This is a genomic window from Plantactinospora sp. DSM 117369 (assembly GCF_053764795.1).
This window is the reverse complement of sequence record NZ_CM132446.1, coordinates 6,634,626-6,654,674: the sequence shown is the minus strand read 5'-3', so window position 1 is coordinate 6,654,674 and position 20,049 is coordinate 6,634,626. Positions and strand designations below refer to the sequence as shown.

Annotated in this window: 17 protein-coding genes; 13 read left to right on the top strand and 4 right to left on the bottom strand. The window is 69.9% G+C overall.

Annotated features, from left to right (window positions below; genetic code table 11):
• The first annotated feature begins 10 nt into the window (after positions 1 to 10).
• The gene (locus ACSMXO_RS28295) at positions 11 to 979 is read left to right on the top strand and encodes a hypothetical protein (RefSeq protein ID WP_455414521.1); all 969 of its coding nucleotides are present in this window, start codon (positions 11 to 13) and stop codon (positions 977 to 979) included.
• Positions 980 to 1,319: 340 nt separating this feature from the next.
• On the opposite strand, the gene ACSMXO_RS28290 is transcribed toward ACSMXO_RS28295, so the two are convergent.
• Positions 1,320 to 1,694 (bottom strand): hypothetical protein, encoded by a 375-nt coding sequence (locus tag ACSMXO_RS28290; RefSeq protein WP_455414520.1) that lies wholly within the window; start codon positions 1,692 to 1,694, stop codon positions 1,320 to 1,322.
• Positions 1,695 to 1,889: 195 nt separating this feature from the next.
• On the opposite strand from ACSMXO_RS28290, the gene ACSMXO_RS28285 reads away from it, so the two are divergent.
• Complete coding sequence (locus ACSMXO_RS28285) at positions 1,890 to 2,168, top strand: S8 family serine peptidase (RefSeq protein WP_455414519.1); 279 nt, start codon at positions 1,890 to 1,892, stop codon at positions 2,166 to 2,168.
• A 164-nt stretch (positions 2,169 to 2,332) separates the two neighbouring features.
• Here the strand turns inward: ACSMXO_RS28285 and ACSMXO_RS28280 are convergent, their stop codons facing one another.
• Positions 2,333 to 3,970 (bottom strand): IS1634 family transposase, encoded by a 1,638-nt coding sequence (locus tag ACSMXO_RS28280; RefSeq protein WP_455414518.1) that lies wholly within the window; start codon positions 3,968 to 3,970, stop codon positions 2,333 to 2,335.
• Positions 3,971 to 4,027: 57 nt separating this feature from the next.
• Between ACSMXO_RS28280 and ACSMXO_RS28275 the strand changes: the two genes are divergently transcribed.
• Together ACSMXO_RS28275 and ACSMXO_RS28270 are read left to right on the top strand one after the other, a co-directional pair.
• Positions 4,028 to 4,174: a hypothetical protein gene (locus tag ACSMXO_RS28275; protein ID WP_455414517.1), complete on the top strand. Its 147-nt coding sequence runs from the start codon at positions 4,028 to 4,030 to the stop codon at positions 4,172 to 4,174.
• Between the two features lie 56 nt (positions 4,175 to 4,230).
• Positions 4,231 to 4,971 carry a hypothetical protein gene (locus ACSMXO_RS28270; protein ID WP_346258464.1) on the top strand — a complete coding sequence of 247 codons (741 nt, stop codon included), beginning with the start codon at positions 4,231 to 4,233 and terminating at the stop codon, positions 4,969 to 4,971.
• A 205-nt stretch (positions 4,972 to 5,176) separates the two neighbouring features.
• Here the strand turns inward: ACSMXO_RS28270 and ACSMXO_RS28265 are convergent, their stop codons facing one another.
• Both ACSMXO_RS28265 and ACSMXO_RS28260 read right to left on the bottom strand, forming a co-directional pair.
• Entirely contained in the window at positions 5,177 to 5,896 is a 720-nt protein-coding gene (locus ACSMXO_RS28265) for a helix-turn-helix transcriptional regulator (protein ID WP_455414516.1), read from the bottom strand.
• 104 nt (positions 5,897 to 6,000) lie between these two features.
• A complete protein-coding gene (locus ACSMXO_RS28260) occupies positions 6,001 to 6,837 on the bottom strand; it encodes a UbiA family prenyltransferase (protein WP_455414515.1) in 837 nt (278 codons plus the stop codon).
• Between the two features lie 846 nt (positions 6,838 to 7,683).
• Between ACSMXO_RS28260 and ACSMXO_RS28255 the strand changes: the two genes are divergently transcribed.
• From ACSMXO_RS28255 to ACSMXO_RS28215, 9 genes are all read left to right on the top strand, one after another.
• On the top strand, positions 7,684 to 9,585 hold the full coding sequence (locus tag ACSMXO_RS28255; protein WP_455414514.1) for a non-ribosomal peptide synthetase: 1,902 nt from the start codon (positions 7,684 to 7,686) through the stop codon (positions 9,583 to 9,585).
• A gap of 40 nt (positions 9,586 to 9,625) precedes the next feature.
• Complete coding sequence (locus tag ACSMXO_RS28250) at positions 9,626 to 14,188, top strand: type I polyketide synthase (RefSeq protein ID WP_455414513.1); 4,563 nt, start codon at positions 9,626 to 9,628, stop codon at positions 14,186 to 14,188.
• Position 14,189: 1 nt separating this feature from the next.
• Complete coding sequence (locus ACSMXO_RS28245; RefSeq protein WP_346258459.1) at positions 14,190 to 15,392, top strand: serine hydrolase domain-containing protein; 1,203 nt, start codon at positions 14,190 to 14,192, stop codon at positions 15,390 to 15,392.
• On the top strand, positions 15,389 to 16,288 hold the full coding sequence (locus ACSMXO_RS28240; protein ID WP_346258458.1) for a diiron oxygenase: 900 nt from the start codon (positions 15,389 to 15,391) through the stop codon (positions 16,286 to 16,288). The genes ACSMXO_RS28245 and ACSMXO_RS28240 overlap by 4 nt, the downstream gene beginning before the upstream one ends.
• The gene (locus ACSMXO_RS28235) at positions 16,285 to 17,124 is read left to right on the top strand and encodes a hypothetical protein (protein WP_455414512.1); all 840 of its coding nucleotides are present in this window, start codon (positions 16,285 to 16,287) and stop codon (positions 17,122 to 17,124) included. Before ACSMXO_RS28240 ends, ACSMXO_RS28235 begins: the two co-directional genes overlap by 4 nt.
• Positions 17,105 to 17,509: a holo-ACP synthase gene (locus ACSMXO_RS28230; protein WP_346258456.1), complete on the top strand. Its 405-nt coding sequence runs from the start codon at positions 17,105 to 17,107 to the stop codon at positions 17,507 to 17,509. The genes ACSMXO_RS28235 and ACSMXO_RS28230 overlap by 20 nt, the downstream gene beginning before the upstream one ends.
• A 12-nt stretch (positions 17,510 to 17,521) precedes the next feature.
• The gene (locus ACSMXO_RS28225; protein ID WP_346258455.1) at positions 17,522 to 17,767 is read left to right on the top strand and encodes a hypothetical protein; all 246 of its coding nucleotides are present in this window, start codon (positions 17,522 to 17,524) and stop codon (positions 17,765 to 17,767) included.
• A 27-nt stretch (positions 17,768 to 17,794) separates the two neighbouring features.
• On the top strand, positions 17,795 to 18,652 hold the full coding sequence (locus ACSMXO_RS28220; protein ID WP_455414511.1) for a class I SAM-dependent methyltransferase: 858 nt from the start codon (positions 17,795 to 17,797) through the stop codon (positions 18,650 to 18,652).
• 145 nt (positions 18,653 to 18,797) lie between these two features.
• On the top strand, positions 18,798 to 20,033 hold the full coding sequence (locus tag ACSMXO_RS28215; protein WP_346258453.1) for an MFS transporter: 1,236 nt from the start codon (positions 18,798 to 18,800) through the stop codon (positions 20,031 to 20,033).
• Positions 20,034 to 20,049: the final 16 nt, after the last annotated feature.

Sequence of the window (20,049 nt, the reverse complement as noted above, 5' to 3'; positions counted from 1 at the left end):
GAACCGACGAATGTTCTGGCTCACCTGGCGTCAGCATCGCTGGCAGATCATCGGTATCGCCGCGGTGGTCGCGGTCTACTGCGGCTACCTGGTGCTTACCGGCATGAACGTGCGAGGCATGCTCGACGGTTGTCCCTCGGTCTACTCGACCGCACCGAGACCGCCCTCCTGCGACACCACAGAGGCGCTTGGCATGTACGGAGGAGTCAAGGAGGTACTGCTGTTCGGTAACCTCCTGCCGGTGCTGGCCGGCATCTTCTGGGGCGCTCCGCTCTTCGCCCGAGAACTGGAACAGGGCACGTACCGCCTGTCCTTCACCCAATCGGTGCCCCGGCGACGTTGGCTGACCATTAAAATCGGCGTCCTCGCCGGGTGCGCCGCGATCTTCGGCGCCCTCGTCGGCACCGTCGTGCCCTGGACGATGCGGCAGTTCGAGCCCGTCGTGGCTGCCCGACCCTTCGGCAACGACCACGCGTGGGGGCAGGCGGGAGCGGTCTCCGCCGCCGTCTGGGCGTTCGCGCTCATCCTGGGAGCCGCCATCGGCCTGCTGCTCCGTCGTACGATGACGGCCGTCGCCGTCACCATGGCGGTGCTGCCGCTGGCCATTCTCGGACTGGTGCTACTCCGCCCGCACCTCCTGCCGCCGGTCACCGCGACGGTCGGGGCGCAGGAAATGGCTCCCGACACGGGCGGGGTATTCGAGAAGAACCACTCCCGGGGCATCCTTGTTGACCTCTCCTACCAGACCACCGACGGCCGGCGGATCTCCTCCGTCACCGCCGGCGAGATCTGCGCCGACCCCCACAACACCTATCCCACGCCGCAATGTGTGATCGACAAGGACCTCAAACAACTCCTCGTCTACCACCCCGTGAGCCACTACAAGTGGTTCCAGCTCATCGAGACCGCATCGCTACTGGCACTCGGTGGCATCACCGTACTCGTCCTCCGGCGACGTCTCACCCACCATCTCATCTGAACCGCCCAGCCACGCGGCCGGTGGAAACCTCGGCAGCCCTTCCTGGGCTTGACCGGTTCGGCGGACAGGAGTCGATGTGTGCTTGCCCGACCGTCAACGGTCGGAGGCGCCATGCATAGCGCGAAGGCGTAGACCATGTACGGCCTGATCAGGTATCCGCACCTTCCGGATCCGTGCGCACTCGTCCGTCCTACGATGACAGGACGTGACCCGGCAACAAGGGCGCCCTGATGGTGGCGGACCCGCAAGGCAGCCCACGTTGACCTCGTCGACCTGTGGATCTTCATGTCACCCGGTATCTGGACCTGTCACCGATACCGCCGGGAAGCGGGTGCCGAGGTCAGATCCGGTAGGTGCCGCCACGGTCGGGGCTGTTCACGGTCTCGATGCAGCGCATGGCTTCGGCGGCGGACAGGTCGGACAGTTCGCAGAGCATTCGTAGGTCGCCGCTGGTGGCGTGGGCTTCGTCGAGAATGCGGTCTTGGCGGATGAGCTGGCCGGACATGCCGAGTTGTTTGCGGATCCACCAGGGTGGGACGGGTCGGTCGTGCATCCAGCTGCGCCGGTGGATGAACAGGTGCGGGTTGATGGTGGTCGGCCACGTCTTGGCGCGGTGGTCCAGGTAGGCGGCCAGGCGTTGACGGGCTGGTTCGGCCAGGACGATGACCTGTTCTCCAACGTGCAGGCGGCCGTCGCGTACGTCGATCCGGGGCATGGCGCGAAGCTTTTGATTCGTACGGCGTGGAAGGCCAGCAGCGCGGCGAAAGCGGCGGCGGTGGGGTTGTCGGAGTTGAGGTTGTCGCGTAGTCGTTGCAGGTCCACGGCGGGTGTGATCTTGCGGTCGTGGGGTGCGCTCGGACGGGCCAAGGGTTTGACGAAGACGAGCTTGCGTCCATTGAGGAGTGCGCAGATGGAGCGCAGGACGGTCAGCACGCAGGCCACCGCGCACGGCTTCGACGGCGCCGGTCAGGTGATCGCGGTGCTCGACACGGGGGTGGAGGTCAGCCATCCGTTCCTCTCCGGTCGGGTCATCGAGGAGGCCCGCTACTCGTTGAGCGGCCACTGCCCCAACGGCTCGACCAGCCAGACGGGTGCCGGCTCGGCCGCCCCGTGCACGTACTCGCACAGTGAACCTTCTTCAACCTCCCCTTGTGGTCCGACGGACCGCAAGGTCGGACGCGGTGCGTGAGCGCCGCGCGGTCCAGGTTGAAAATGGTTCGGTGAGGGCCCGCAGGGCACCCACGTGGCCGGCATCGCCAGCCGCAGCGGTAGGTCCCCGATTGCATCGCTGGCGGGTGGCCGACCGGGCCGGTTCGGGTAGGTCCAGCGGAGTAGTAACCCGACTTGGCTCATTTAGTGCGTGCCGTGGATGACGTCGAGCGCGGCGCGGAGTTCGTCGGGTAGGGGGTCGGCGGCGGTGATGCTGTGGTCGCCGGCCTGGATCGTGATCGTCCGGTAGCGGCGGGCGGTGGTGACGAACCGTTTGATGCTCCAGCCGGTGGTGTTCTCGATCCAGCGGGACACGGCCAGGGCGGCGAACACGATGGTCAGGTGCGCTTCGATCGATTCGCTGGTGTGGTGGTAGATCGGCCGGGCGGCCAGGTCGGTCTTGGACATTCGGAAGGACTTCTCGACCTGCAACAGTCGGCTGTAGGCGCCGATGACCTGCTCGGGGTCGGGGTTGGGCAGGTTGGTGACGTAGTCCTTGATCCCGGCCAGGGCCCGGTTCTTGACCTCCAAGGCCCGGTTCACGCTCTTGACCGCGCCGGTCAGGCGCACGTACCGGTTCCGCTTGACCGCTGTCCGGCCTGCGACCGCGTTTTCGGCCTTGGTGATCTGCTGGTCGATTCCGCGCAGGGTGCGGCGGGCCCGGTCAGCCCGGTACTGGTAGTAGATCGTGTGGTCGCGGCGGTTGTCGCCGGGGCCGGCGGGCCAGGGCTGGACGAACACGTGCCCGTCTGGGATCTCGGCATCGGGGTGGGCGTTGCGCCACTCTGTGACGACGTAGGGCACGTCGGGGACGCGGGCGCCGAGGATGAACGACAACCCGGCGGCTTCGATCGCGCGTTTGTTCGCCTCCGACATCATCCCCGCGTCGGCCACGACCGTGACATTCGACAGGTGGTGCGCGTTCAGGAAGGCCCGTAGGACCGGCAGCATGGTGGTGGTCTCGGCCCGGTTGCCCTCGAACGCGTGCACCATCAACGGGAACCCCGACCCGTCGGGGAGCAGCCCGACGGTGATCTGCGGCTCCAGCCGGCGTTCCTTGGAGAACCCGGGCTCGCGGAACCCGTCACCCTCGTCGGTCTCGAAGTACAGCGTTGTGACGTCGTAGAGCAGCAACGTCGCCAGCCCCAAGCTGACGTGCGCGGCGCAGGCGCGGACCAGCCGGGCCCGCCATGGGCCACCGGCCGGATCGAACGTCGGCTCAGCGTCGCCCTCGACCGGCACACCCTCGGTCTTCCCACCGGCCGCGGAAGCCTTGCCTCCCGTGGCATACACCCCCAGCCGCCGCTTGATCGTCGCGTACGACGGCGCCCACGCGCCGGCCTCGTCCAGCACCCGCACCGAGTCGAGCTTGCTGGTCGGCTCGATGATCCTGGCCAGGACCAACGCCTTGAACACCTCGTCCCGCTCGGCAGCCGCAGCGAACCCCAGCGTGTCGTATCCGCGGCCCAACGCGTCCAGCAGGTGCCCCGCACGCGTGGACGTGATCGGCAACGGACCGCCTCCGTTGCCGGACCGTCCGGCAGACGCAGATCCAACTCGCCCTGCCCCACGGCCAGCCGCTGCCGCGCCACCGCCTTGAGCAGCTCCAGGTCCGCATCCGTGTACGCAGATCCGACGTGCTCGATGTCCCGCGAACCCCGCCGCTGGGAATGCACGATCTGCACCGCCCGCGCCCCGGACGCCGTCTTCACCATCCGCACGTACGCCACGACCGACACCATAGAACCCGACCCGTTTAGTGCGTGCCTCCCGACACAACACCCCAGGTCACACCCCCACAGACCCCCGAATCAGCCAACCGTGAGTCAAGTCGGGTTAGTGCGTGACTTTGCGGCGTGGATCCTCGAGGATGGCCTGCTTCTCGGCGGGGATGGCGGGGCGAAGGTCTGTGTCGTGTCATTGATCGCGATGGTCGCCGAGCGCAGCGGCCGCGGCTGCTTGATGACGTTGCGGATCGCCAGCTGAGTCGGCAACCGAGACCTCGCCGCCGACGCTGGTGGCTCGCTGCAAGGATGGTGGCCATGGCGAGCTTCCACGCGCGGTACGTGTCCGGTGATCCCGACGACGTATGGCGCGACCTGCGCGGTCTTGGCCTACGGGTCTTCGACGCCCCGTACCGCGAGGACGCCGAGGCGGTGGCGCGCGAGTTCGCCGACCGTGCCCGCAGGAACGTCGAGACGCTCGTTGAGCGGCTGCAGGCGCGGGGCTTCCGTGCGGAGGAGAACGACGACGAGGGGACGCCGTGTCGCGCCCACGTTCCCCCGTCGCCGGGCGCGCCCGCGCTGGCCGACTGGCTGGAGGTGACGTTCGCGCCGTTCCCGATGACGATCAGCGCGTGGATCCGGCAGGTGGGCGATGTGTGGCTCGTCGGGGAATTGCCGGGTTGGCCGGCCAGCGTGCTCGCGGACCCGTTGGTGGTGCAGCTCGAGTGGGCCGAGCGGGGCGGCTCGCGCTCCTACTACGAGGCCGAGCACGCCGCGTACCTCAGGGACACCGCGCGCCGGGACGCCGGCATCCCGTTCCAGCTCGACTACGCGCCCGACGAGCTCCACAAGGCGAACATCAGCGGCGACGCGCCCTACGGCATCGACCTGCCCGGCCCCGGAATCGACGGGAAGGTGGGGCCCGCGATCTGGTTCGTCGACGATCTCAACACTGCGTTCGCGGCCGGCGGCTTTCCCGGTGCGCTGTGGGACGAGGGCTACCAGGAGCCGCCCGCCGGATTGCGTGAGTCGCTCGCCGCGGGGCTGCTGCGGCTCTGAGGCCGCCAGACGGCTGGCCGGTCAGACCCAGTTGACTCATTCGGTTAGTGCGTGAAAACAGCCCCACCTGCAGGCATCACCGCAGGTGAACGCGACGCGGGCCTCACGAGCGCGGCGCCGTGAGCCAACTCAGGTAGTAACTGCGGTCGGTGCCAGGCCGGCGGTGGCCCGCTGGGTGATCGGGTCTCATCGCGCGCCGCCGCCGTCACGGATGATCTTCTCGATCTCCTCGGCTGAGGTACCCCTCGAGCGGCAGCTGCGGTGCCAGGCCGACCTTGTTGATCGCATCGACCCGCGACGTGGCGGCGAGCTTACGGAAGATCTTCCGCAGGTGTGTCTTCACGGTGGGCTCGCTGATCGCGAGCTCCTTCGCGATCTCGCGATTGGAGAGCGCCCGGCTCGCGCACTTCAGCACCTCCCATTCGCGTCCCGTGATGTTCTCCGGGCGGGCGACGGGTCGGGACCCACCCCGGTGCTCTCTCGCCGGAGCGGGTGCGCGGCCGGCGAGCCGGACGTGTTCGTGTGCCACGCTGCCGATGTAGAGCCGGATGCTGATCGCCTCGTGCAGCGCCTCCAGCGCGTCCGGCAGGCGCTCGCGGCCTTCGGGGCCCTCCGTCGTCAGGACCTCCCGCAGGACGGGGACCGCCGCACGCCACAGCAGGGTGCCGGCGCGAATGGAGTCGGCGACGAGGACCTGCTGGTGCGCCCGATCGATGCCGAGTTCGCGGGTCGGGGCGTGCGGATCGGGCGGTTCGGCGGTCGTGAGGCCGAGTGCGCGTACGCACTCACCCAAGATCGCCTCGGCTTGGCGGCGAGCCTGGTGCCAGCGGTCGGTCGTGGTGGTGAGCGGGCTGTCGGCGTCGTGCAGCGCTTGCTCGTAGCGGTCGAGGATCTCGTCGATACGCTCGCTGACAATGTCGGCCACAGACATCCCTCTGCCTCGAACAGATCGCGTCCTCGACTATTCGCCACGTCCTTTGTGAAGACGCTCGTCGATTGTAACGGTCTCGTGGTAATCGGCGTGGGTCGTCAGATCGCATTATGTGCGAGCAGCGTGATTCCCAGCGTGGTGATGGTCGCGTACTGGGAGGCCATGAAGCTGCGGTACGGGTTGCGGGGCGTCTCACCCGCGACAGAGCGGCAGTCGCCGGCGACTCTGCACGCTCCCACCGTGAGAACCAGCATGGACGGGAGCAGGACGGGCGCCGTCAGGGCGGCCATCGTGACACCCGCGACCGCGACCGCGACGGCGAGGGCGGCGGTGTACCGGGCGACGGGGACGATCCCGTAGCGGACCGCGAAGGTGTGACGCCCGGCCAGGGCGTCGCCCGGCACGTCCGTGATGTCCTTGGCCAGGGCGCCCACCAGCCCCATCCAGCCGGACATGACGAGGCCGAACACGACGGCGGCGGCGCTGTTTCCCTGCGCTGCTCGCATTCCCGCCCAGAAGGTCGCCAGGCCGAGGGCCGCGATGACGAGGCAGGTGGCCACCCCCGACCGCTTGGCCGGGCGCGGGGGACCGGAGTAGAGGTAGCCCAGACCGAGGAAGAGCAGCGCGTCGACGGCGATTCCCGCTGTCGTGCCGATCGCCAGCGCCAGGGCGGCGGCGCAGCCCGTGAAGATCGCCGCGCTGGCGCGCGGCAGGCGCCCGGACGCGATAGGGCGCCGCGAGCCGTTGCCCCGGTCCTCGGCGACATCCATGATCCCGTTGACCACGTAGACAGCGACGGCGGCGGCGAACCACGCCACGGCCCCGGTGGCGACCGAGACGAGGTGAGCACCCGCGGAACCGGTGAGCGCGGCCCCGGCCAGAAAACGGCTGAGGAACATCACCTGCACCAATGGCCGGGACTCCCGCAGCCCCATGATCACCGTATGCCCCGCGGCACCCAACGACCGTCGAATGCCGGTTGGCCATTCATACCTGGTAACCAACAACCACCGCCATGCGAGCGCCTTCGATGTTCGTCAACGAGACTACAAGAAAATGCAGAGCGACCGGACCCTGTCAACCAACGGCGCGGAAACGGCGGGTATCCACCGTCCTCTGTGGTCCGGTCCGGGTGCGTCGCAGCGCCGGAGGCTACCGCCGCGGCCACCTGTGTACGCCCTTCGAACGATGCTGCCATCGGCCGGGGAACAGGTCTGACGACAACCGACCAGGACGCCCCGCCCGAGGTGGACCCGCATCCGGTGCCGAACGCCCACGCCACCCACAGGGCGCCCGCCATCCAGCGGCGGCTGCGCACGGCACCCCTCACTCCACCCCACCTGCTCGTCGTGGCTCAACCTCGTCGGGCGCTGGTTCGCCGAGCTGACCGCCGCAGACTCCGCCGATCGACCCACCCCGGCGGCTCCGCCCCCGCAAAGCCGACGTGGCCGCCTGGACCGAGGCGTGCAACAGCAACCCGACACCGTTCATCTGGACCAGCACAGCCGACAAGAACCTCGTCGGCCGCCGCCTACCGCCAACGACTCAGCGACCCAGCACACTCGACCGGACAGAACGGAACAACGACGGGCCGTACCGGTCGGCCGAGGGTAATACTGGAGAACGATGCGCCGTAATCCTTTCAGGTGAAGCGGTGGGCGTTGACCAAGGAATGGATGTCCTTTAGTGTGGGGGGTGCTTTCAAAAGGGTTTGTGCCGCTAATCCTGCGCCTTGTCTCACGTAGCAATTCGGCCGTTCTCGGCAACGGGGGATCTGCACTGTGTTGTCGGCGATATCTGCGGACGTCAAACGCCGGTCGATAGTCGAACAATTCCGTCGGTGGGCGACGGGCTCACCCGACTCGGTGGCGGCCTCGGACGCCACGGAATCCGTCTCGTACGCGGAGCTGTGGCGCCGGACGGAGGCGGTGGCCCGGCTGCTGCGCGCTCGGGGGTGCCGGCCCGGTCAGCCGATCGGTCTGTGCATGTCGCCGACGGTTACCCGGCTGGCGTCGATGCTCGCCATCATGGCCACCGGTTCGCCCTACGTCCCGATCGACCCGAACTTCCCCGACAGCCGGATCCACTCGATCCTCGACTCGGCCGCGGTGGACGGCGTGCTCGTCGACGAGGTCACCGCGGAGCGTCTTGCGTCGATGCCGTATCGACTCGTCAGCGCCTCCGAACGCCCGGCGGACCCGGCAGGCCCGGCGGTGATCGAGCCGGATGCGTCCGATCTCGCGTACATCATCTACACCTCCGGTTCGACGGGTGACCCGAAGGGCGTCGCGATCGAACACGGCGGTGTGGAAAACCTGTTCGAAGCTTTGGACGCGGTGCTGCCGCCGCCGCGAGAACGGCCGGACGAATGCTGGCTGGCCGCGGCCAGCGTCTGCTTCGACCTGTCCGTCGTCGAATTGTTCTGGCCGCTCACCCGGGGGATTCCCGTCGTGCTCGCCGCCTTGGATTCCCTGGCCGGGAAATCCGGCGACGGCGCCGAATTTCTCACCGGCGTGCTGACCGGCGGACGGGTCACCCACTTCTTCGTGACGCCGTCCCTGGTCCAGGTGATGCTGCGGGACCACGCCCTCGCCGCCGCGATCCGCAGGCTGCGGGTGCTGATCCTGGGCGGCGAGATCGTGCAGCCCGAGCTGATCGGTCAGCTCCGGCCGGTGCCGCATCTCTACAACGCGTACGGGCCCACCGAGGCCACCGTGGCGACGACAGTGCACGTGTGCTCCGACCGGGACGTCGAATACGTGCCGATCGGACGGCCCCTGCGTGGCCTGGACGTTCGCGTCGTCGACGAGGACGGCGAGGACTGCCCGCCCGGCGTACCCGGCGAGCTGCTGATCGCCGGGCCCGGACTCGCCCGGGGGTACATCAACGACGAGGAACTCACCGCCCGCAAATTCCCCGTGCTGGGCGACGGAGCGGAGCGGCGGCGCTGGTACCGCAGCGGCGACCTGGTCAGCATCGACGCCGACTCGACCATCCGTTATCACGGCCGGGTCGACGGCCAGGTGAAGGTCCGGGGCTTCCGGGTCGAGCTGGGCGAGATCGAGGCGGTGATCCGCGCGGTACCCGGGGTCGAGGAGGCCGGGGTATTCCCCGTCCGGGACCACACCGCCCGGGTGACCGGGTTGATCGCGGCGGCGAAGTCCACGGCGGCCGACGTCACAGAGGCCGCGATCGTCACCCGGATCGGCCAGGTCCTGCCGTGGTACGCGGTACCGCACACCGTGCGGGTCCTGCCGGAGCTGCCGCTCGCCGTGAGCGGCAAACTCGATCGGAAGGCGCTGGAGCGCCGCCTTCTGGAACTCGCGCCGGTCCCGGACCCCGCGACGGCTCCCGCCCCGCGGGCGGACCAGAGCTACGAGCAGATTGTCGCCGAGACCTGGAGCTCGGTGCTCGGCGTGGACAGGGCATTCGCCCGCGACGAGGGGTTCTTCGACGTCGGCGGAAACTCGGTCCTGCTCGGCTCGGTCCTCACCCGCCTGCTCACCGCGTTCCCGGAGGCGAATCTACAGCTGATCGACCTGTACCGGCACCCGACGATATCCGCGATGGCGGCACGGCTGCGAGCGCCCGTTCCGCCCCGGCCGCCGGCCCCCAACCAGGGCGGAACGGGCGCTCCGCTGAGCGCGGCCGACCGCCGGCGGCTGGCCCGGCGAGCGAAGTAGCCAGTACGAGACGGCGTTACCGACATTAAGGACTCGGCGAGTGAGTAACCAGCACGACGGATCGGGAGACCTGCCGCGCAAGGCGCCGGACGAGTACCGGGACGACTCGCAGAGCGTGGCGATCATCGGAATGGCCTGCCGGTTCCCGGACGCGGACACGCCGACGCAGTTCTGGTCGAACCTGGTCGGCGACCGGGAGTCGATCACCGTCGCGGAGGGCCCGGACGGCGGCCCGGCCGGGTGGATACGCGCCTCGGCGACCCTGGACGGCATCGACCGGTTCGACGCCGGATTCTTCGGCTACAGCCCGCGCGAGGCCGCTCTGCTCGACCCGCAGCACCGGCTCTTCCTCGAGGTCTGCTGGGAGGCGCTCGAGGACGGCGGCGCGGCCGGCCGACGGCATACCCCGGACGTCGGGGTGTACGGCGGCTGCGGAACCAGCCTTTACCTGATGCACAACCTCGGCGGCCAGGCGAGCAAACCCCTGCCGAACTTCCTGGACACGGCCCAGGACCTGCAGCTGACCATGGCCGCCGAACGCGACTTCCTGACCAGCCGGGTGTCGTACAAGCTCGATCTCGACGGCCCCAGCGTGGGCGTCCAGGCGGCGTGCGCCACCGGCCTGTACGCGCTGCACCTGGCGTGCCAGGCGCTGCTGGCCGGCGAGTGTGACCTGGCGCTGGCCGGTGCGGCGCACGTGCCGGTGCCGCAGATCGACGGATACCGGCCGGAGCCCGGGCTCGTGCTGTCGCAGGACGGGCGTTGCCGCGCCTTTGACGCGGGGGCCACGGGAACGGTCTTCGGTAGCGGCGTCGGCGCGGTCCTTCTCAAGCCGCTGGACCAGGCGCTGGCCGACGGCGACCGCGTGTACGCGGTCGTCCGGGGTACCGCGGTCAACAACGACGGCGCAGGCAAGCCGGGCTTCAGCGCCCCGAGCGTGGCAGGCCAGGCCGCGGTGATCCGCCAGGCGCTCGCCGCCGCGGACGTCGAGGCCGACTCGATCTCGTACGTCGAGGCACACGGCACCGCGACGCCGGCCGGCGACCCCATCGAGATCGCGGCGTTGACGGACGCGTTCGCGGGAGTCGCGCCCCGCACCTGTGCCATTGGCTCGGTCAAGACGAACATCGGCCACCTGAGCTGGGCCTCCGGCATTGCCGGGCTGATCAAAGCCGCGCTCGCCCTGTGGCACCGGAAGCTGCCGGCCTCCCTGCACTTCCGGGAGCCCAACCCCGCGATCGACTTCGCCGGATCGCCGTTCTTCGTGCAGTCCGAGACTGCGGACTGGCCGCTCGGGGGCGGCCCGCGCCGGGCCGGGGTCAGCGCCTTCGGGCTCGGCGGCACGAACGCCCACGCGATCCTGGAGGAGGCACCGCCCGCCCCCGCCGGCCGGAACGACCCCGATGCCGAGGCGGAGCCCGGCCTGCAGGTGCTTCCGATCTCCGGCCACACCGAGCCCGCGCTCCGCGAACTGGCGTCCCGGATCGGCACGGCGTTGCTGGACGAGGCGGCACCGGAGGCCGCCGACGTGGCCTTCACCCTCGGCACCGGGCGCCGGCACTTCGCCCATCGGGCGGCGGTCGTCGCGTCCGACCGCAAGACGCTCGCCATGCTGCTGGACGCCGTGGCCAACGGCGAGGCGGAGGCGTCCGACGGGTTCGACGGCGAGATCGGCCTCTCGCACGGGTTGGTCCGGGGCGCGCCGCCCCACCTGACCGCGCTCTTCTCCGGCCACGGGGCCGAGTACCTGGAAGCGTGCCGAGACCTCTACCTGTCCGAGCCCGTGTTCCGGGAGTTCGTCGACCGCGCCGATCCGCCCTACCGCCAGCACATCGGCCACCGCCTCTCGGAGTTCCTCTATCAGGACGGGGCCCGCCGGGGCATGCCCATCGCCGACTTCCGGCTTGCCCAACCGGTCGTCTACACGCTGCAGGCGGCGCTGCTGACCCTGTGGCGCAGTTGGGGAATCGTGCCGGACGCCTACGTCGGCCACAGCCTCGGCGAGTACGCGGCGGCGTACGGCGCGGGCGTCTTCGACTTCGAGACCGGGCTCTACCTGGTGTTCGAGCGCGCCCGGCTGCTCAGCACCTTGCCCGAGTCCGGTGCCATGGCCGCCGTCTTCGCCGGCGAACAGCAGGTGCGTGAGCTGCTGGCGGGCAACGAGCAGGTCGGTGTCGCGGCGATCAACGCGCCGAACCGCACCGTGATCTCCGGTGACGGAGCTGCCGTACGCGCCGTCGTCGCGGCAGCCGAGCAGCGCGCCATCACCTGCAAGCCGCTGCGGATCGGTCGGGCCGGGCACTCCTCGCATGTCGACGCCATCCTCGACGACTACTCCGCCGTCCTGGAGTCCGTCGAACTGCGCCCACCGGCGCACACGATCGTCTCCACGCTCACCGGAGCCCCGATCGCCGAGGAGATCGCGACGCCCGGTTACTGGTTACGACAGCTGCGGCAGCCGGTCCGGTTCCTCGACGCGATCCGCGCGGCCGCCTCCGGAAAGCCCGGCGTGTTCCTGGAGATCGGCCTCGCCAACACGCTCGCCGGCCTGGCCCAGCTGGCCCTCGGCGATGATCCGGAGAAGGAGCCGACCTGCCTGGAGACGTTGCGCTGGGAGCGCAACGACATCGCCTCCACCCGGTTGGCGCTCGCCGGGGCGTACACGGCCGGCGTGGCGGTGGACTGGGCGGCCGTCTCGCCCGGCGGCCGTACGGTCACCCTGCCCACCTACCCCTTCCAGCGCCGACGGCACTGGATCGAGCCGGCCCCGTCGAGCGGCGACGCACTCGCCGGCAGCATCGACAGCGACTCCATGGGAGCTACCGACGTCGACGTGGCGAACCAGGCGGACCCGCGCGGCCCCGCCCACTACGTGGTCACCTGGGTCGACGCGGCGCCGGCCACGGTGGCCCAGGCGGCGAACCGGCGGATCCTGCTCGTCGCCCCTTCGATGAGGTCGGCAGCCGACCTGACCCGGGAACTGGAGCGGCTCGGCGCCGAGGTGCTGGTCCACGTGCTCACGGACGACGCGGTGGCGGACGCCGCGCGGGTGCTGACCGACTACCGGCCGGACACGGTCGTCAACGCCGTACCCGTGCTGCGCAAGCGCCAGGCCGACCTCGGTGGGCTCCCGCTCGCCACGGCGTCGGTCTCCGACGACGTCGTCGCCGCCGGGGGAGTGGCCAGCCTGCAGATCTTCCAGGCGGTGTCCGCGGCGAACCTGCCCGACGTCGTCGTCTGCACGGTGACATCGGGGGCGCACCGCGTCCTGACATCGGACGACGTGATCCCCGCACAGGGCGCGATCGTCGGCATCGCCCGGACCGCGCGCACGGAGTTCTCGACCGTCCGGCACGTCCTCATCGACGTGGACGCGGCCGCCACCAAGCAGCGGTGGGCCGCGTCGGCGGTGCCCCGGCTGGCCGCGGCCATCGGCTCGGCCCCGGTCGGCGACGCCGAGCTGGCCCTACGCGGCGAGCGCGTGCTGCTGCCCCGCCTGCGTCCCGGCCGGGTTCCGGCGGGAGCCGGGCGGACCCGCATCGATCCGGCCGGCTGGTACCTGGTCATCGGCGGGTTGGCCGGTGTCGGCCTGGAGTGCGCACACGCGCTGCTGGAGCTGGGCGCCCGGCGGCTGGTCCTGTGCGGCCGGTCGGCTCCCGGTCCGGAGCGCGCCGCGCAACTTCGGCGGCTGAGCCGGGAGTTCGGGGCGGACATCCGGACGGAGGCCGTGGACGTCTCGTCGCCGCGGCAGGTCGATCGGCTGTTCGCCGGCTACTGCGCCGGGGATGCCGTCGTACGCGGCGTCGTCCATGCGGCGGGCATCATCGACGACGGCATCATCGACCGGACGGAATGGAGCCGGATCGCGCGGGTACTGGCGCCAAAGGCGCAGGGTGCGTGGAACCTGCACCGCAGCGCCGCCGAGTACGCGCCCCACCTCGACCTCTTCATGATGACCTCCTCCTTCACCGGGCTGTTCGGCAATCCCGGGCAGGCGGGCCACGCCGCAGCCTGTGCATTCCTGGACGCGCTGGCCGGCCACCGCCGGGCCGTCGGGCTGGCCGGCCTGTCGGTGAACCTCGGTTCCTGGTCGGACGTCGGCTACCTGGCCGGCAACGAGGACTTCCTCCGCCAGCTCGAGGAGCAGGGCCTCGGCACGATCTCCAGCGCCGCGGGCCGTCCGGTCCTGCGCTCCGCGATCGAGGGCTGGCCCTCGGGCCAGGTCGGACTGCTGGCGATCCGCTGGAAGGACCTCGATCCGGATCACCACCTCGCCTCGAACCCCCTCGTGGGCGGGCTGATCGGCGGCGCCGAGTCCGCACCCGGGGCCGCCGACTCGCCCTCGGCGGCGCCGATGACTCCGGAGGACGTCCTGGCCTGCTGCCAGGAGGTCGTCGCCCGCGAACTGGGCTTCGACGGCGACGAGCTCGGCGGGCTCGACCTGGCGGAGACCGGCATGGACTCGCTCAACGCCCTCGCCATCCGGAACAAGCTGCAACGACGGCTGTCGGTGCCGCTGCCGGCGTCGATCTGCTTCGACAAGCCGACCGTCGATGAGCTCGCCGACGAGATCAAAAGACGGATGCGGGAGGTGCGAGCCTGACATGGAGAAGGACACCGCGTACTCGGAGCACGTCGTCGGCGTGTACCCAGAGGAGTTTCTCCCGCTGGTGGCGGAGTTCGACCGGATCCACCGGGAGGGGCAGGACTCGAACGCCGAACTGTGCGTCTACGTGGACGGCGAGGAACGGGTCCGGCTGCGTTCCACAGGACGGCTGCCCGATCAGCTGCAGAACGTGCGGTCGGTCAGCAAGGCCCTGCTGTCGGTCGTCACGCACGCCCTGCACGAGCGGGGCGAGATCGACATCGACCGTCCGATCGCCGAGACCTGGCCGGAGTTCGCCGCCGCCGGCAAGGCGTCGCTCACCCTGGCCACCTTCCTCAGCCACCAGGCAGGGCTGATCGGCGTCGACCGGCAGCTCTCGGTCGACGACGTCCTCGAATGGGATCCGGCGGTCGAGGCGCTCGCCGCGCAACGCCCGTACTGGGAACCGGGAACCGACCACGGCTACCACGACCTGACCTTCGGCTGGGGCGTCGGCGAGTTCCTGCGGAGGGCGACCGGGAAGCGGGTGGACGAGCTCTTCCGGGACGAGTTCCGCGAGCCGCTCGGCGCCGAGGTCCGGATCGGCATCGACGACCTGACGCGCTTCGCGCCGTTCCGCCAGACGCGTCCGGCGGGCACCGGCACGGCCGCGGACATCCTGCACCTGCTGGGTGACAAGTCCTCCCTGCTGAGCCGGTCCCAGCGGAACCCGAATCTGATCAGCGTGGAGAACTCCCTGCGGTACCTCGGCGCGGAAGTCCCGGGATGCAACGCTGTCTCCTCCGCGCGGGCGCTGGCCAGGATCTTCGCCGCGACGATCGGCCCCGTCGACGGCACCCGCCTCTGGAGCGAGGAGACCCTGCTGCGCGCCTCCCGGCTGCAGAGGCGTGGAACCGACCGGGTCTTCGTCCGGGAGCGAGCCTACTCGCTCGGCTTCATGCTGCCCGACCACAACCTGCCCCAGGCGGGCTTGGCGGTCGACTCCTTCGGCCACTACGGGCAGGACTGCGCCCTGGTCCTCGCCGTCCCGGGCGACAACCTGGCATTTGCCTACACGACGACACAGCTGAACCGCCGGCTGGACCAGTACACGAGAACCGACGACCGCGCAGACCGGCTGGGCCGGCTGGCCGTCGAGGCGGCGCGCCGGCTCGTCCGACCTCGGGCACAAGCGAGATTCAGGAGGTTCTGTCCACTATGACGACAGCACTCATCGACACCAGCGAGCGGCTCCGGGACGTCCTGAACCGGTTGAGCTCCATGTCCGTCGAGGACTATTACAACCCGTACCAGGTGTTCGACTGGCCGGACTCACTGCCGCAGGAGATGTGGTGGATGAGCCCCGAGCTGACCACCACGCACGGCACCGAGATCGCGGCGGAGCTGAGCCAGGAGCAGCTCTACCGGCTGTCCAAGTACGAGAGCGTCAACTTCTACAGCCTCAACGTGCACGGCATCCGCGAGCTGCTCATCGAGGTCACCCGGCGCATACACACCGACGAGTTCGCCACGCCGTCGGAGTTCTTCCACCACTTCATCGGTGAGGAGAACGAGCACATGTGGTTCTTCGCCCAGTTCTGCCTGCGCTACGGCGGGAAGATCTACAAGCAGCCGCGCGGCGGTGCCGAGACGATTCCGCCGAGCAAGGCGGCGAGCCTCCTGGTCTTCGCCCGCATCCTGATCTTCGAGGAACTGGTGGACCACTTCAACTCCAGGATGGCGTTGGACGAGCGGCTCGACGACACGATCCGGAAGATCAACCGGATTCACCACCAGGACGAGTCCCGGCACATCGCGTTCGGGCGGGAACTGGTCCGCATCCTCTTCGAGGGCTTCCGCGAGCAGGCCACGCCGGAAGAGCTCAGCCAGGTCAGCGACTACCTGAGGCGGTACATGACCTACAGCTTCGAGTCGCTGTTCAGCCCTCAGGTCTACAAGGACGCCGGCATCCCGAACCCGTTCGAGGTGCGGCGGAGGCTGCTCACCGGCCCGCGCAGGCCGGAGTTCGAGGCGCAGGTGTTCCGCAAGACGCACTCGTTCCTGACCAGGTACGGCCTCATCCAGGCCCCGGCGGCAGCGCCCGAGAGTGCGCGATGACCGACCTGAGCGGGAGCCGCCTCGCCGGCGGCCTGGCCATCCTGGGGCCCGCGGAGACCGCGTTGCTCCGCCTGCTGGACGACACGTTCCGCCGGTGGGCCACCGACGAGGGCGGCGCCGAGATCTCCGCCCCGCCGATCTATCCCGTGGACGAGCTGGCGAACTTCGACGTCTACGTCAACTTCCCCCATCTCGCGCTCGTCGCCGGTGGCCTGAAGACGCCGAGCTCCGGCCCGGCGGGCGGCTCGTTCCCGCCAGAGCAGATCGCCGGTCCCCACCTCGGCCTGCCCACGGCGACCTGCTTCGGCGCGTACCTCTACCTCCGGGATCGGACGGTGCCGGCGGACACCCTGGTGACGCTGGTCAACCGCTGCTTCCGGGGGGAGAGCCACTTCGACGGACTGCGCCGGCTGCTCACCTTCCAGATGCGCGAGATCGTGGCGATCGGGTCGTACCAGCACACGCAGGACGTGATCGCCCGGTACCGGACCAGGATCGAGGAGTTCCTCGGCGCGCTGTCGCTCGACGTCGCCGTGGAGGCCGCGTCCGACCCGTTCTTCCAGCGGGGCGGTGCGCGCGCCCTGCTGCAGCGGCTGCAGCCGGTGAAGTACGAGTTTCAGGTCGACGGCCTTGCCATCGCCTCGGTCAACACGCATCGCAACTTCTTCGGCGAGCGGTGCCGGATCGGTATCGAGCCCGGCGGCGGCACCGCGTTCACCGGTTGCGTCGCCTTCGGGCTGGAGCGGTGGGTGAGCGTGCTGGTCGGCCGGTACGGATCGGCCGGGCGCGCCCACGAGAAGGTCGAGCAGGCGCTCCATGAGCGGCAGCTCGCCTAGCGTGCCGCGGGTCGGGGTGGACATCGTGCTGATCTCCCGGGCCGAGGACCTGGTCCGGCCGGAGCGCCGGCGGGTGCTGTCGCGCATGCTCCGACCGGAGGAGATCGCCGCCTGCACCCGGCAGGGTCGTCTCGACCCCAGCGCGGTGGCCGGCTTCCTGGCCGTCAAGGAGGCGGTGTTCAAGCTCTTCCACCAGCGGGACCGGCCGGTGCCATGGCACTCCCTGCGGGTCGACGGCGAAGCGGGTCGGTGGCCGGTCGTACAGCTCGACGGGACGTCCGCGGAGCTGGCCGAGGCCGCCGGGATGGAGTCGGAGATATCAGTCAGCGTCACGCACGACGGCGCGTACGCCGTGGCCGTCGCGGCGACCATGATCAGAAGTTGAGGAATTCCTGAGATGAGCCAGCAGACAACGGCGCCGATCGACCAGATCAAGGGATGGATCCTCGCCAAGCACGAGAACCGCACCGACGTCGCAGCCGACGAGGACCTGATCGACAACCGCCTGGTCGACTCGCTCTCCTTCGTCGAGTTCGTGTTCCTCATCCAGGAGTTGAGCGGCGTCGAGATCGACATGGACACCCTGGACATCGGCGACGTCCGCACGCTCGCCGCCATCCAGAAACGTTTCCTGGCCGGCTGATCGACGCAAGAAGAGAAAGGCGATCGCGTGGACGACATCTCCTACACCGCCCAATGGACCGCGGCCGTCCGTGCGCTGGAGAACGAACGCTCCGACGGCCTGTTCCGCGACGAGTACGCCCGGCACCTGGCCGAACCGCGCGGGTTCGAACTGCTCGAACGGTACCAGGGCGCCGGCGTGTCCGACTTCGTCGCCGTGCGCACCCGGTACATCGACGACGCCCTCGCGCGCATCCTCGCCGAGACCGGCATCCGGCAGGTCGTGCTGCTCGCCAACGGCATGGACGTACGCACCCACCGCCTCGACTGGCCCGCTGGCACGACCGTCTACGAGGTCGACCACGGCCCGCTGCTCGACGAGAAGCAGGCGCGCCTGGCCAAACTCGCGGCCGAGCCGCGGGTGCCGACGGTGCCGATCAAGGCCGACCTGGCCGGGGACTGGCTGGAGGTGCTGAAGTCGGGCGGGTTCGGCCCGGCCGAGCGCACCCTGTGGATCGCCGAGGGCCTGCTCTTCTTCCTCACCGAGGAGCAGGCCGGACGGCTGCTCGAGACAGTGGCCGGCGCCTGCCCGTCGGGAAGCCGGCTGGTCGTCGACATGACCAGCGCGGCCCTGCTGCGCCATCCGATGACGCAGTCGTTCCTGCGGCGCCTGCGTGAGGACGGCACGCCGTGGCAGTTCGGCACCGACGAACCGGAGAGGTTCCTGGCTGCACACGGTTGGGTCGTCCAGGATCTCCGGCAGCCAGGCGAGCCGGGCGCCGGCGAGGGCCGCTGGCCGTACGCGGTGGCTCCCCGTCAGGCGCGTGGCGTACCGCGGAGCTGGCTGATCAGCGCCGCCACGGCGGACCGGCCTTGGCCGTCCGAAATGGTCACCGTGCTAAAGTAATCGTGCCCCGACGTCGTCGAATTCCGTGCGGGGAAACTCGATCGACCGCCCCTAAAATGGTTCATTGTAAATTTATCGAAGCCGTGGGTGAAGGTGCGATCTTCACACGAGAAGCACCATTGACTTCGTTGGATGTGACAATGCGATGACCGAGACCGAAACGTCTTCAAGTGAGCAGCCCTGGCGGGCGCGGACCGCGGTTCTGGCGCTCGGGACATTCGTCGTCGGAACTGACGGATTCATCATCGTGGGCCTCCTTCCGGAGATCCACGAAACGCTGGACGTCAGTACCGCCGCGGCCGGTCAGCTGGTGAGCGTCTTCGCCTTCTCCTACGCGCTGCTGGGCCCGGTCCTCGCCACGCTCACGGGCCTGTGGCCCCGGCGCCAGGCCCTCGTGACCGGCGTCGCGCTGCTGGCCGTCGGCAACGCCGTGACCGCGTCGGCGCACGTCTACGAGCTGGTCCTCGCGTCCCGCGTGCTGGCCGGGTGCGGCGCGGCGCTGTTCGTGGCGAGCGCCGTGGCCACGGCCGCGCATCTCGCCGGCGACCAGCGGCGGGGCCGGGCCATCTCGATGGTGACCGCCGGGGCGACGCTGTCACTGGTGCTGGGCGCCCCGCTGGGCACCCTCGTCGGCGGGGCGTGGGGCTGGCAGACGGCGATCTGGCTCGTCGCCGCGGTCGCCGCCGTCGTCGCGGTCGTCCTCACCTTCCTACTCCCGCCGATCAAGCTCGACCAGAGGGCGACGCTGCGGCAGCGCATCACGCCGCTGACCGACTGGCGGGTGCTGCGGATCCTGATCGTCACCCTGCTGGCGTTCATCGGCATCTTCCTGCCCTTCACGTACATGAGCGTGGTCTTCGCGCCGGCGCTCGACGACCACGAATCCCGGCTCGCGCTCCTGCTGCTGGTGTTCGGCATCGCCGCCACGGCCGGCAACCTGACGGCCGGCTCGCTGGCCGACCGGTACGGCCCGCGCCGGGTCGTCATCGGCGCCACCCTGGGCGTCGCCGCGGTGTTCCTGATCATGCTGCCGATCCGGGACGTCTTCCTCCTCGTGGTGATCGCGGAGGCGCTCAGCGGCATCGTGTCCTACTCGGTCATCGGGCCGCAGCAGCATCGCATCATCGCGTACGCGCCGCCCGGGGGCGCGTCGCTGGTGACCTCGCTGAACACGTCCACCGGATACCTCGGCCAGTTCCTGGCCAGCGTCATCGGAGCTGGCCTGCTCACCGCCACCAACTCCGCCGTCCTCCTGCCGGTCGCCGCCGGCTTCGCCGCGCTGGCGGCGTTGCTCACCTGGTGGCTGTCCCGGGCGGGCCGGGAGGGCGACGGGGAGGCCGCCAGCGAGACCGGCAAGGTGGCCACCTCCTCCGCGAAGTGAAACCCCTTGAGAGAAC

Coding starts and splice junctions, on each gene's coding strand:
- ACSMXO_RS28240 (WP_346258458.1), top strand. CDS start 15,389: ATGACGACAGCACTCATCGACACCAGCGAGCGGCTCCGGGACGTCCTG.
- ACSMXO_RS28230 (WP_346258456.1), top strand. CDS start 17,105: ATGAGCGGCAGCTCGCCTAGCGTGCCGCGGGTCGGGGTGGACATCGTG.
- ACSMXO_RS28285 (WP_455414519.1), top strand. CDS start 1,890: ATGGAGCGCAGGACGGTCAGCACGCAGGCCACCGCGCACGGCTTCGAC.
- ACSMXO_RS28260 (WP_455414515.1), bottom strand. CDS start 6,837: ATGGGGCTGCGGGAGTCCCGGCCATTGGTGCAGGTGATGTTCCTCAGC.
- ACSMXO_RS28270 (WP_346258464.1), top strand. CDS start 4,231: ATGGCGAGCTTCCACGCGCGGTACGTGTCCGGTGATCCCGACGACGTA.
- ACSMXO_RS28290 (WP_455414520.1), bottom strand. CDS start 1,694: ATGCCCCGGATCGACGTACGCGACGGCCGCCTGCACGTTGGAGAACAG.
- ACSMXO_RS28295 (WP_455414521.1), top strand. CDS start 11: ATGTTCTGGCTCACCTGGCGTCAGCATCGCTGGCAGATCATCGGTATC.
- ACSMXO_RS28235 (WP_455414512.1), top strand. CDS start 16,285: ATGACCGACCTGAGCGGGAGCCGCCTCGCCGGCGGCCTGGCCATCCTG.
- ACSMXO_RS28245 (WP_346258459.1), top strand. CDS start 14,190: ATGGAGAAGGACACCGCGTACTCGGAGCACGTCGTCGGCGTGTACCCA.
- ACSMXO_RS28215 (WP_346258453.1), top strand. CDS start 18,798: ATGACCGAGACCGAAACGTCTTCAAGTGAGCAGCCCTGGCGGGCGCGG.
- ACSMXO_RS28225 (WP_346258455.1), top strand. CDS start 17,522: ATGAGCCAGCAGACAACGGCGCCGATCGACCAGATCAAGGGATGGATC.